The sequence below is a fragment of the Agrobacterium burrii genome (assembly GCF_017313405.1).
Taxonomy (GTDB): Bacteria; Pseudomonadota; Alphaproteobacteria; order Rhizobiales; family Rhizobiaceae; genus Agrobacterium; species Agrobacterium burrii.
The window spans coordinates 51,619-63,601 of the sequence record NZ_JAFLNA010000014.1 but is presented as its reverse complement, the minus strand read 5'-3'; the positions used below and the strand labels follow the sequence as shown (position 1 = coordinate 63,601).

General features: G+C 61.4%; 10 protein-coding genes. 3 read left to right on the top strand and 7 right to left on the bottom strand.

Annotation, left to right across the window (positions count from 1 at the left end):
• Positions 1–64: 64 nt before the first annotated feature.
• Positions 65–403 carry a GCG_CRPN prefix-to-repeats domain-containing protein gene (locus tag JZX89_RS22495; RefSeq protein WP_149901052.1) on the bottom strand — a complete coding sequence of 113 codons (339 nt, stop codon included), beginning with the start codon at positions 401–403 and terminating at the stop codon, positions 65–67.
• A gap of 187 nt (positions 404–590) precedes the next feature.
• Here JZX89_RS22495 and JZX89_RS22490 point away from each other — a divergent pair, with 187 nt between their 5' ends.
• Positions 591–791 carry a hypothetical protein gene (locus JZX89_RS22490; RefSeq protein ID WP_207135342.1) on the top strand — a complete coding sequence of 67 codons (201 nt, stop codon included), beginning with the start codon at positions 591–593 and terminating at the stop codon, positions 789–791.
• Positions 792–797: 6 nt separating this feature from the next.
• Here the strand turns inward: JZX89_RS22490 and JZX89_RS22485 are convergent, their stop codons facing one another.
• From JZX89_RS22485 to JZX89_RS22470, 4 genes are all read right to left on the bottom strand, one after another.
• Positions 798–1,859, bottom strand: coding sequence for an ABC transporter ATP-binding protein (locus JZX89_RS22485; RefSeq protein ID WP_207135341.1), 1,062 nt, complete (start codon positions 1,857–1,859; stop codon positions 798–800).
• Positions 1,856–4,087 carry an ABC transporter permease gene (locus JZX89_RS22480; protein ID WP_207135340.1) on the bottom strand — a complete coding sequence of 744 codons (2,232 nt, stop codon included), beginning with the start codon at positions 4,085–4,087 and terminating at the stop codon, positions 1,856–1,858. The genes JZX89_RS22485 and JZX89_RS22480 overlap by 4 nt, the downstream gene beginning before the upstream one ends.
• An 85-nt stretch (positions 4,088–4,172) precedes the next feature.
• Complete coding sequence (locus JZX89_RS22475; protein ID WP_207135339.1) at positions 4,173–5,198, bottom strand: ABC transporter substrate-binding protein; 1,026 nt, start codon at positions 5,196–5,198, stop codon at positions 4,173–4,175.
• 115 nt (positions 5,199–5,313) lie between these two features.
• A complete protein-coding gene (locus JZX89_RS22470; RefSeq protein WP_501985970.1) occupies positions 5,314–6,336 on the bottom strand; it encodes an ABC transporter substrate-binding protein in 1,023 nt (340 codons plus the stop codon).
• A gap of 210 nt (positions 6,337–6,546) precedes the next feature.
• On the opposite strand from JZX89_RS22470, the gene JZX89_RS22465 reads away from it, so the two are divergent.
• Positions 6,547–7,293, top strand: coding sequence for a response regulator transcription factor (locus tag JZX89_RS22465; protein WP_207135338.1), 747 nt, complete (start codon positions 6,547–6,549; stop codon positions 7,291–7,293).
• Positions 7,290–9,407 carry a sensor histidine kinase gene (locus tag JZX89_RS22460; RefSeq protein WP_207135337.1) on the top strand — a complete coding sequence of 706 codons (2,118 nt, stop codon included), beginning with the start codon at positions 7,290–7,292 and terminating at the stop codon, positions 9,405–9,407. The genes JZX89_RS22465 and JZX89_RS22460 overlap by 4 nt, the downstream gene beginning before the upstream one ends.
• A 119-nt stretch (positions 9,408–9,526) precedes the next feature.
• Here JZX89_RS22460 and JZX89_RS22455 read toward each other — a convergent pair whose 3' ends face one another.
• Together JZX89_RS22455 and JZX89_RS22450 are read right to left on the bottom strand one after the other, a co-directional pair.
• On the bottom strand, positions 9,527–10,042 hold the full coding sequence (locus JZX89_RS22455) for an ankyrin repeat domain-containing protein (RefSeq protein WP_246746778.1): 516 nt from the start codon (positions 10,040–10,042) through the stop codon (positions 9,527–9,529).
• Between the two features lie 125 nt (positions 10,043–10,167).
• Positions 10,168–11,979: an ABC transporter ATP-binding protein gene (locus tag JZX89_RS22450; protein WP_207135336.1), complete on the bottom strand. Its 1,812-nt coding sequence runs from the start codon at positions 11,977–11,979 to the stop codon at positions 10,168–10,170.
• Positions 11,980–11,983: the final 4 nt, after the last annotated feature.

Sequence of the window (11,983 nt, the reverse complement as noted above, 5' to 3'; positions counted from 1 at the left end):
ACCGTTTTTGCGGGCGGATCACAAATAAAAAAGGCCCTCCCGGTTAAGGGAGGGCCTTATCTTGTTACCAGCGATAATAATCGCGACGGTCGCGCCATTCACGGTGTTCCCGCCAATCGCGGCGGTCTCGCCGTTCCCGCCATTCTCTGCGGGCCTGACGTTCGCGCCATTCGCGGCGACCCTCCCAGCGGTCGCGCCTGTCCCAGCCGCGCTCATAACGCGGCGGTCCGTTCGGACGGCAATTGCCGCGCGGCGACAGATGAAAGCCGCGTCCGCAGGCATAGTCGACGGTCTGAACATTGGATGTCGCGGGTGCAGACGGCTGACCCACGGGCATGGCGTTCGCGCCGGTGCCGAACAGGGCGCTGAGAAGCATTCCCGCGCCAAAAATCATCTTACGCATGTCATCTCCCTCCTTATGGGATGGTGGGATTTAGCGCCCCGGCGGGTGAACTGCGGCTGAATGAATCTGGGTGTTTTTGTGGCAGGGTGCCGCACTTCATGGCGAGGATGAGGCCGCGCTCTTCTAGACAACTGGTTGCGGCCGTGAGGTTTTGGTCGTAGGTCTCAAGGTCACGGGGAGATGGCTATTGGACATCAATCAGGACGAAAAGCACGAAACGAAACCAGCGGGCAGACGCCCGATCTGGCCTTGGTTGTTATTGGGGCTTTTCACGCTTCTGGCCATTCACCTCTATATGGAGGTGAACGCCATGATGGATGATCTCGCCCACACCTGGAGCGACCTTGTGCAGCTGTTCTGGTGGATCATGCCCGATCCGCAGAACTGACGCCCGTCAGGACTGGATCAGCGCGATGCCGCGGTTCCTGAAGCCGAGCGTGACATCGCTTTGCGGCGGCAGGCTGGTCTCGACCGCATGGTCAACGATGAAGAGCGTGCCTATATCGGTCTCTACTTCATATTCGACATGGCCGCCGAGATAGGCGCTGTGTAGCACCCGGCCGGCGACCCCTTGCCCGCCTGCCTGGCCGATGGCAATCGAACCGGGGCGAACAGCAAGCTTGGCCGGGCCGGGTTTTGCATTGCGCGCCGAAACCCGATGATTGATACCGCCGACGCGGATCAGCGCCTCCGGCCCCTCAGTGCTGATGACCTCGCAGCCGACGACATTCGCCTCACCCATGAAGTCGGCGATGAAGGCGGAGGCCGGGGCTTCGTAGAGGTCGCGGGGCGCACCCGACTGGGCGATCTCGCCATCCTTCATCACGATGATCCGGTCGGAAACGGCCAGCGCCTCATCCTGATCATGCGTCACATAAACGGCGGTAAAGCCGAGCCGCTGCTGCAATTCGCGGATTTCGGTGCGGACACGGCGGCGAAGGCGGGCGTCGAGATTGGAAAGAGGCTCATCGAGCAGCAGCACCTGCGGCTCCAGCACCAAGGCGCGGGCAACCGCCACGCGCTGCTGCTGGCCGCCGGACAGTTCGGCGGGCAGACGGTGGCCCATGCCGGCGAGGCCGACGAGCTTCAACCCCTCTTCCGCCTTTTCCCGCGCTTCCGCCTTGCGCAATCCCGAGGATTGCAGGCCATAGGCGACATTGTCGAGCGCCGTCATGTGCGGGAACAGCGCGTAGGACTGGAAGACCATCGAGACATCACGCTCATTGGCCGGCAGCATGGTCACGTCCTTGTCGCCGATGAGGATGCGGCCGGAGGTCGGATGTTCGAGACCCGCCAGCATGCGCAATGTCGTCGTCTTGCCGCAGCCGGAAGGACCGAGCAGGGTTACCAGCGTACCGGGCTCTATGGTCAGCGACAGATCGGGGATGGCGGTGAAAGCGCCGAAGGTCTTGCGGACATTCTGAAAGGTAACGGAGCCGGGCTTTACGGAAATCATGCGGTTTTCTCCTGAGCGAGAGGAACGGAGGAAGCGGACGGCAGCCCGGCGACGCGGTTTTCGCGCCGCAGGCGGCGTTCGCCCACAATGAGCTGGAAGCCAGTGATAACGGTGATCATCACGACGATCAGCATGGAGGAATAGGCGATCGCCACACCATATTCGCCGTTTTCGACGAGGCCGACGATGTAGGACGTCGCCATGTTGTACTGCGCGCTGACGAGGAAGATGACGGCGCTGATGGAGGTGATGGCGCGCACGAAGGAATAGACCAGTGCGGCCGTGATCGCGGGTCTCAAGAGCGGCAGGATGACCTTGCGGATGGTGCGGAAACTATTGGCCCGCAGCGTCAGCGAAGCTTCGTCGAGGCTCTTGTCGAGCTGGCTCATCGCCGCGATGCCGCCGCGCACGCCGACCGGCATGTTGCGGAACACGAAGCAGGCGATCAGGATCAGCGCCGATCCCGTCATTTCCACCGGCGGCAGGTTGAAGGCCATGATGTAGCTGACGCCGATGACCGTGCCGGGAATGGCAAAGCTCATCATCAGCGCGAATTCGAAGAGGTTCCGCCCGGCGAATTTCTGACGCACGATGATATAGGCGGTCAGCAGGCCGACGGCAGCGGTGAGCGGTGCCGAGACCAGTGCGATCTCCATGGTCGTCCAGAACGAGTTCCAGGCAACGCCGGTCCAGGCAATCGAGCCATTGGAGAAGCTGACGGAAAAGGCGCGGATGTAGTGGTCAAGCGTCAGCGAATTGTCGAGACCCCAGGTCTTCACGAAACCGCCGACGAGGATCATGCCATAGACGACAATGGTGAAAAGCATCCACGGGACAACGATGGCGTGCACGCCGATTGAGATGCCGCGCGGCAGGGCAATGTGCGCACCGCTGTCGCCCTTGCCGGTGACCGTCGCGAAATTCTTGCCGGATAGCCAGAAGCGCTGGGCAAGGAAAGCCGAAAGCGTGAAGCACAGGAGAATGATGGCGAGAACCGCGGCGCGCGACGGATCGTTCTGCGAGCCGACGACGGCAAAGAAGATTTCCGTCGACAGCACGCCGTGGGTGCCGCCCAGCACCAGCGGGTTGCCAAAATCCGCCATGCTTTCGATGAAGCCGATGAGGAAGGCGTTGGCAAGACCGGGCTTCATCAGCGGCAGGGACACCCGCCAGAAAGTGCGCCAGCGGTCGGCGCGCAGTGTCTGCGACGCCTCTTCCATCGACGGGCTGACGCCTTCGACGACACCGATCAACACCAGAAACGAGATGGGCGTGAAGGAAAGAACCTGCGCGATCCAGATGCCGGTCAGGCCATAAAGCCAGCGGCCGGGTTCGATGCCGAAGAGATAGGACAGCCATTCGGTAACGACACCGGCGCGGCCGAAAAGCAGCGTCAATGCAAGGCCGATGACGAAAGGCGGCGTGATGATCGGCAGAACGGTGAGAAGGCGCAGGCCTTTCTTGAACGGAAAACGGGTGCGGGTGGCGATCAATGCGAAGCCGAGGCCCAGCACGGTGGAGCCAAACGCGGTCATCAGCGCAAGGAACAGCGTGCGCCAGGCGACGCCGCAGCGCTCCTCGCCCACGACACAACCAAGGCTCCAGATGCCGGGATCCTGAATATTGCGGATAAAACCGTCGGCGTTGAAGGAGCCGTCGAAATCCTGAACGGATGCGATCAGCATGCTGCCGATAGGATAAAAGACAAAAACGGTGACAAGAAAAACGAGAATAGAAATCGCGCCGACGACGAAGGCGTCGCCCTTCATGACGCCGCGTTCCGCAAGACCAAAGGCAAAGAGAAGCACGAAGACGAACGACATGACGACGGCCCCGGCACCCATAGATGCCTGACCATCAGCGAGCATGCCGAAGAGGTTTTCGCTGATTGTCCAGGTCCAGCCGGTAAAGCCGATCGCCAGCCCCTGCAACGCCAGAAAAACCAGACCGGCAGCCCCGATCATGGCAACCAGCCCACCGCGCCGCATCGGATCACGGATCGGCCGGACAAGGCAGGCAGCGAGGAAAAAGATAACGATGCCGGCCAGCCATGGTTTTCCATAGGACAGGATTTGCAGCACACCCGGCGCATTGCTGGCGGAGGAGAAAAACCCGGACAGCCAACGGAAGCTGAAAAAACCGCCTTCAATGCGATACCAGGGGAGAAGAATGAGGGCGAACGCCCCGAGCGCCAGGACGATGTCCAGCCTGCGATTGCCACGTGTCATGGCCGACCTCGCTTATTTCATGCCGATGAAAGAGTGGCGGACACCCCGGCTTCAAAAGCCGGGATGCCGATCGCCGGAGTTAAGATCAGTTGGCGACCGCACCGACCTCGCGGTCCCAGCGTTCCAGCAACGCCTTGCGCTTGGCCGGATCGCCATAGGTCTTGAAGTCGTAGTCGATGAGCTTGATGTCCTCGAACTTCGGTGCTTCCTTCGGCACTTCCGCCGTTTTGTTGGAGGGAAGCTGGAAGGACTTGGCGTCCTTCATGCGCGACTGGACGTCCGGCTTCAGCGCCCAGTCGTACCAGGTCTTGGCATTGTCGAGGTTGCGGGCGCCCTTGATGATCGACATGGAGCCGATCTCGTAGCCGGTGCCTTCGCAAGGCGCGATGGACTTGACGGGGAAACCTTCCGCCGTCTGCGCGACAGCATCGTGCATGAAGACGATGCCGAGCGCCGTCTCACCGCGCGCCGCCGCCTTGACCGGAGCCGAGCCGGACTTGGTATATTGCGAGATGTTGGCGTTGAGCTTCTTCAGATAATCGATCGCCTGATCTTCGCCCATGATCTGCACCAGCGAGGCGAGCGCCGTATAGGCGGTGCCCGAAGAATTCGGATTGGCGATCTGGATTTCACCCTTCAGTTCGGGTGCGAGCAGATCGGCCCAGCACTTTGGCTCCTTGTAGCCCTTGGACTTGAAGATTTCGGTGTTGTAGCCCCAGCCCAGCGCACCGGCATAAACACCGACGGTGCGGTAACCGGTGCTTTCCGCCTGTTTCACGGCCCAGTCCTGCAACTGGTCCAGCATTGGCGACTTATATTCGAGCGTCAGGTTTTCGGAAGCCGCCTGCATGTGCGGATCGCCGGTGCCAGCCCACCAGATATCGGTCTTCGGGTTGCGGGCTTCCGCGCGCACCTTGGCATAGGTCTCGCCCGAAGACAGGCGAACCATATTGACCTTGATGTCGTGAGATTTTTCAAAATCGCCCTTCATCTGTTCGCAGATGACGACATCGGCCGAGCAGATCAGGTTGAGTTCACCTGCCGCCTGCACCGATGTGGTGCCGAGCGCCGTGCCGGCAAAAAGCAGGGTGGAAAGTATCGTCAGTCGCATGGTTATCCTCCTGTAGCTTGCGTCTGAATTGTCGGGCAGCGCGCAGACATGGCGCTGCCGGTCGCGGCGCCTTGCGGCGCGCGCGTTGTCTTTTGGGATGTCGGTTTTCTGGCCCTTACTGGGTCGGGTGGATTTCGCTGTCGAAGCGGCTCAATAATCGACTTCGCTCTTCCGGCTGGCCGAAGGTGGCGAAGTCGTAGTCCACCATCTTGATCATCGATATATCAGGCGCGGTCAGCGGCAATGTCGCCCTTGCATTGGACGGCACCTGGTTCTGGCCGGCTATGGCCCCGGTCTCCTGCCCTTCCGGGCTGAGCGCAAATTCCACGAAACTTTGCGCAAGCGCCGTATTGCGGTTGCCCTTGACGATGCTGACCGCCCCGATCTCGTAACCGGTTCCCTCGCAGGGCGCGACGATGACAAGCGGGAAACCCTCGATCTTCTGGGTCACGGCATCATGCATGAAGGAGATCCCGATCAGGACGTCGCCCCGCGCCGCCGCCTTGACGGGCGCTGAACCGACCTTGGTGTAACCTACGACATTGAGGTTCAGCTTGGTCATGAAACCGAATGCCTCCTCCTCACCGAACAGCTGGACGAGGGTGGCGAGCATGGTGAAGGCCGTGCCGGAGTAGTTGGGATTGCCGGTGAGGATATGGCCGCGATAGATGTCCTTCGCCAGATCCTTCCAGCAAGTGGGAGCCGGCAGGTTGTTTTTGGCAAGCAGTTCCGAATTATAGGCAAAACCCAGCGCGCCGGCATAGATTCCAGCCGATTTCGAGCCAGACATGGCATTGAAGTTCTGCGCCCATGGCAACAGATCCTGCTGGTCGCGGGGCTGGTATTCGTCCAGCAGACCTTCCGAACCTGCCTGCAAATGCGTGTCACCCGTGCCGCCCCACCAGACGTCGACGGTCGGATGGGAGCGTTCGACGCGGATCTGATCGAGAATTTCGCCGGTGCTTTTGCGCACCATCGAAATCTCAAGACCCGCCTTCGCCTCGAAAGCCCGCTGCATGGTCACACACCACGCCTCGTCGACGCCGCACAGGACGTTCAACTTCGGCGCGGCCATGCCATGCCCTGCGCCGCACAGCCACAGGGCCATGCTCGCCGCAAGTGCGGTCAATGCTTTCACTTAAATCCTCCCTGTCTGGAACCTCCCCGTTCCAGTCTCCAGCAACAACATGTCACATCCTGTCTGCACCGCAATCGAAGAATGGTTACCAATCTTTCACCGCACCGCCGAACAAGATTACAGATATTACAAATATCACAGGAGAGATAACCAGCGAGCCTTTGAACATCGCCGCCGCCATGCCTATGATGATGGCGGGAGGAATACGCAGTGCTTAATCAGAAGGTTCGCATTCTGATCGTCGAGGACGATCCGGATATGGCAGAGCTTATCTCGGACCTCATCGAGGCCGAAGGCTGGCTGCCCACCTGCGCCCGCTCCGCCGAGGAGGCCGACGAGATATTGGCGCGGGACAGGATGCAGCTTGTGCTGGTCGATCACAACCTGCCCGGCACGTCGGGCCGCACCTTTGCCCAGCGGCTGCGCAGCAGGGTCGATAGCGATATCGGTATCGTCATGGTCACCGCCGCCGGCAGCGCCGCCGACCGGGTTCTTGGCCTTGAAACCGCCGCCGACGATTATGTGGTGAAACCCTTCGAACCCATCGAACTAACGGCGCGGATCAAGGCCGTTTTGCGCCGGACGATCCCTTCGCTGAAACAGGAAAAGGACAGCGAGCGTGACCACGGCCGCGCGGCCCTTCGTCTCGGCGACTGGGCAATCGATCTCGATGCGCGCCGGGCCGTCTGCCTTGCCGACCGCAGCCGCACACTCACCAGCGCCGAATTCGCGCTGCTGGAAATTCTCGCCGAAACGCCCAACCAGCCCGTCAGCCGCTCGCAGATCCTCGACAGGCTGGGCTCAGAAAGCGACCGCTATATCGATCGCAACGTCGATGTGCTGGTGCTGCGGCTCAGGCGCAAGATCGAGATCAATCCCGATCTGCCGCGCCATATCAAGACGCGGCGCGGCAAGGGTTATGTGCTGCATACCGATGAGGGCGAGCTTTCCCCGTGATCAGCCGCTCCTTTCTTTCCTCGATTGCCTTTCGCCTGCCCTTTGCGATCGTCTTCATCTGCGTGCTCGTCTTCAGCCTCTCCGCCATCGCCATTTATGGCCTGCAGCGCGCCCGCGATGAAATGGCGGCCTATGGCTTGCAGGCCTTTTCCAGCCTTGCCAAGGCATCGCTGATTTCGCGACAGGTTTCCGACCTCGTTTCGAGCGCGCCTTTCCTGATGAACGCCGCCTCGCCCTACCGTGTTTCCAGCGAAAGCCGCTCCGTGGTTCAGCAGGTCGATCTGCTGTTGCAGATGACGGGGCCAGAAAACGGCGAACGGGCCGCACGCGGATTTGCAAGTGAGCGCATCGTCGAACTCCTCCAGCTTATCAGGGCGCAGACGCTGGATCTGGCAAAGGATGCAGATGCGGCGCAGGGCCACAAGGCGGAAGCGGCAGCAGCGCTTGGTGAAATCGCCACCGGCCGCGGCATCGCCGATCCAGAACTGCGCCGCCGCATGAACGGCATCGTGCAGGCCGCCTCCGCTTCCGACAGCCTCTTCCAGCTAGGCGAATTGCGCCGCCGTTACATCGCCGAAACCACGGCGCGGCAGGAAGGTTATCCCGGCGAACGGCTCCCTGCCGCCGAGATGCAACCCTATGAGCGGGTCTTCGCGGCGCAGAGCCGCTACCTTCTGGAGATGTTCGCCATCCGCGCTTCGGTGTCGCGGCTTCACACCGTGTCGCGCGATCTGTCGCATGTCACGGAAACGCAGGGCGATGCGGTTGCCCGCAGCCTGAATGAAGACCTGATCTCGACCTCCGATGCGCTCAGCCGGCTGCTGGTTATCGTTGCCGTGGCCTCGCTTCTGGTGCTGGTAGTGGCGATCTTCTCCATCCGCTCGGTGATGCGGGTATCGCGCGGGATCGCGACGCTTTCGAATGGCATGAATGCGCTCGCCAAAGGCGAGAAAGATGTCGGCCCGCCATCCTATACCGGGCCGGAAACGGAGCTGATCCGCCTGCTCGATGCCTTCCGGGCCTTCCATGACAGCGTCGACCGTGTCTCCCGCCTCAGACGCACGGCGGAAGCGGCGGCCCGCACCATCCGCTCGACCTTCCGCACCATGAATGAGGGAATAGCATTGTTTGATCCGACCGGCCGGCCGATCACCATGAACCGCCGCATCATCGAACTGGTCGGACGCTCCGGCTCGTCGCGAAAACTGCCGATCCGCCGGTTTGTCGAGTCGGTCCCGGAAATCGATCCGATGCTGCTGCCCTTCGAGAGCGAAAAGGGCGAGTTGATGGAGCGTGCCGTCGTGCGCCACCGCACCGCAGACGAGCGGGTGATCGAAGTATCGATGTCGCGCCAGCCGGATGGCGGCATCGTGCTGCTCGCCCGCGATGTCACCGCGCTCGACCGGCAGGAAGCGGAAGCCGTGAAAGCCCAGCGACTGGACGGCATCATGCGCATGACCCACCAGGTCAGCCACGAGGTGGGCAACATGATCGGCATCATCACCGGCAGTCTCGGTCTTCTTGAACGCGAGGCCGGTTTCAACGACCGGCAGAACCGCCACATCGCCCGCATCCGCAAGGCGGCGGATCGTGGCCGGTCTCTCGCCAGCAGCATGTTGACCATCGGCAGCCAGCAGCCGATCCATCCAAGCTGCATCAATGTCGCCAATCTGCTGCGCGGTATGGCCGATATTCTGGAGATCGCGGTCGGCCCGAAATGCCGGATCGCGCTCGATCTCGACGACAATCTTCCCGCCATCCCGCTCGACCCCGCCCTCTTCGAGCAATCCATCCTCAATCTCTGCCTGAATGCCGCGGCCGCCATGCCCGATGGCGGCCTGATCTCGATTGAGGTCACATTCGAAAAGGAGGCGCTGGTGATATCAGTCACCGATGAGGGCATCGGTATGACGCCGGAGGCGGTGGACAAGGCCTTCGAGCCCTATTTCACCACCCGTGGCGACCATGGCGGCGCGGGCCTTGGCCTTGCCATGGTCTATGGCTTCGTGCGCCAGAGCGGCGGCGAGGCGCATATCAGTTCGAAACCCGGTGAAGGGGCGAAGGTGCAGCTGACATTTCCGGCCGGCGCCGGGCTGGCGAGCAGGTCGGCATAGTACCGGCGTTACAAACCCGGGCAATCAGTCTTTTGCGCCGGCGGCCTCCAGCAGTGCGGCGATCTCCGACAGGCCTCGCTCACGGGCATGGGCAAGCGCGCTTCTCCCGTCAAAATCCTTCACCGCGACATGGCACCGCCCGCAAGAAGTGACCGGACGATCCGCTGGGATATCGCGCCGCCGTCTCTCAGGATCGCCACTTCAAGCAGGGCCGTCCATCCGAGCCGATTGACGTGATCGACATCCACACCCGCTGCAAGCAGAACATCAACGGCGTCCGGATGTCCCTTTTCGGCAGCGGGGATGAGCGCCGTGCCCCCAAAGCGGTTGGTGCTTTTAAGATCAGCACCGTTTTTGAGGATCATCCGCAGGATTTCCGTCCTCCCCTGCGCACCGGCCACCAGAAAGGGGCTGTCCTCGATACTGTCGCGAGCGTTGACATCGGCACCGGCATCGAGAAGCAAACGCGCCGCTTCCACCTCGTTTTGCCATACCGCCACCAACAGCGGCGTCTGACCCTGCGCGTTTCGCTCTTCGGTCGCGCCACTGTTTTTCAGCAGCTGTTCGAGCGCCGCGTGATCCTTCGCCAATACCGCTTCCAGAACGGCAGCCTGCGCATTTGCGCCAAGGGTCATCATCAGCACTCCACATAAAACCAGACGTCGCATCATCACCTCGAAAGAATGCCGGCACCGGTGGTGCAAGCCGCGCCATTATTCCAGACGACCGGCGTTCACTTCAAGGGCCTGTCTTTGCCGCATCAGGCCACCTGCACGAAGTGACCGGGTGAAACGGTCCTGTAGGTCCGCTCAGGCGTTTCATAACCCATCGCCCGTATCGGGCTTTTCAGCTCGTCATTGGAGATGCCGCGTCTTATTCCGCGTCGTGCGGGATCGGGTACCGGCACCGCCGCCATCAGCTTTTTCGTATAGGCGTGTTGCGGATTGTCGAAGACGGCAGCACGCGGACCGATTTCGACGATCTCGCCGAGATACATCACCGCCACCCGATGGCTGACGCGCTCCACCACCGCCATGTCGTGCGAAATGAACAGGAAGGCGAGGTTGAGGCTCTGTTGCAGATCGAGCAGCAGGTTGCAGACCTGCGCCTTGATCGAGACATCCAGCGCCGAGACGCTTTCATCGGCAACGATAACCTTCGGGTCTAGCGCCAGCCCGCGGGCAATCGCAATGCGCTGGCGCTGGCCGCCGGAGAATTCATGCGGGTAGCGGCTGGCCATATCGGCGGCCAGACCAACCTTTTCGAGAAGATCGGCGGTCTTTTCCCTTGCCTGTTTCGTGGTGCCAAGCCTGTGCTTGATGAAGGGTTCGGAAATCGCCGTCCCCACCGTCATGCGCGGATTGAGCGACGAGAACGGGTCCTGAAAGATCATCTGCACGGATTTGCGCATATTGCGCAGGCCAACGGTATCGAGCCGCATCACATCGTAACCGTCGAGCGACACGTCGCCGGACGACGGCTCGACGAGACGCATGATAGAGCGGCCGGTGGTGGATTTTCCGCAACCGGATTCACCGACGAGAGCGAGAGTCTCCCCCTGAAAAAGGTCAAAGGAGACGTTTTCGACGGCGTGAACAGCACCCGTCTGCCGCGCCAGCAGGCCGGAGCGGATGGGAAAACGCGTCACGAGGTTCTTGACCGACAGAACCGGCGTCTGCCCGTTCGCAACCGTCTCGGCCACTTCCTCGGCTTCCGTCGAGAGACCGGTTTTCATGTCGAGCACCGGAAACCGCGTCGGCCACGCACGGTCATGCATCGAACCGAGCCTCGGCACCGCCGAGAGCAGTGCGCGCGTGTAAGGATGCTTGCCACGCTGGAATATATCCTCGGTCGGCCCGGTCTCGACCTCATCACCGCGATACATGACGATAGTGCGATCGGCGATCTCAGCCACCACGCCCATGTCATGGGTGATGAAGAGCACCGACATGCCCTCCTCTTCCTGCAGCAGCTTGATGAGGTCGAGGATCTGACCCTGAATGGTGACGTCGAGCGCCGTCGTCGGTTCGTCGGCGATCAGCAGTTTCGGGCGGGAGGCTAGCGCCATGGCGATCATCACGCGCTGGCGCATGCCGCCGGAAAACTGATGCGGATATTCGTCGAAGCGGCTGGATGCGTTGGGAATGCGAACCTTTTCCAGAAGACGCACCGTCTCCGCCCTTGCCTGCTGCTTGGAAAGCCCCTTGTGCCTGATAAGCACTTCGGAAATCTGCCGGCCGATGGTGAAGATCGGGTTGAGCGAGGTCATCGGCTCCTGAAAGATCATCGAGATATCGTTGCCGCGCACGCCACGCATCTCCTTTTCGGAAAGCGCCAGCAGATTACGGCCGTTGAGCAGCACTTCGCCTTCGATCCGGCTGGAGGCCGGTGCGAGCAGCCGCATGAGCGACAGCGAGGTGACGGACTTGCCGGAACCGGATTCTCCGACAATCGCGACGGTTTCGCCGGGCGCGACATCGAAGGAGACATTGCGCACGACGCTCTTCCATTCGTCATCGACGAGAAAGGACGTGGTCAGGTTACGGACGGAGAGGACGGGTTTTGTCTCCATGATG

Bases quoted from the DNA above. Each gene is read 5' to 3' on its own strand.
- JZX89_RS22450 (WP_207135336.1), bottom strand. From the start codon at position 11,979: ATGGAGACAAAACCCGTCCTCTCCGTCCGTAACCTGACCACGTCCTTT.
- JZX89_RS22480 (WP_207135340.1), bottom strand. From the start codon at position 4,087: ATGACACGTGGCAATCGCAGGCTGGACATCGTCCTGGCGCTCGGGGCG.
- JZX89_RS22485 (WP_207135341.1), bottom strand. From the start codon at position 1,859: ATGATTTCCGTAAAGCCCGGCTCCGTTACCTTTCAGAATGTCCGCAAG.
- JZX89_RS22475 (WP_207135339.1), bottom strand. From the start codon at position 5,198: ATGCGACTGACGATACTTTCCACCCTGCTTTTTGCCGGCACGGCGCTC.
- JZX89_RS22495 (WP_149901052.1), bottom strand. From the start codon at position 403: ATGCGTAAGATGATTTTTGGCGCGGGAATGCTTCTCAGCGCCCTGTTC.
- JZX89_RS22455 (WP_246746778.1), bottom strand. From the start codon at position 10,042: ATGACCCTTGGCGCAAATGCGCAGGCTGCCGTTCTGGAAGCGGTATTG.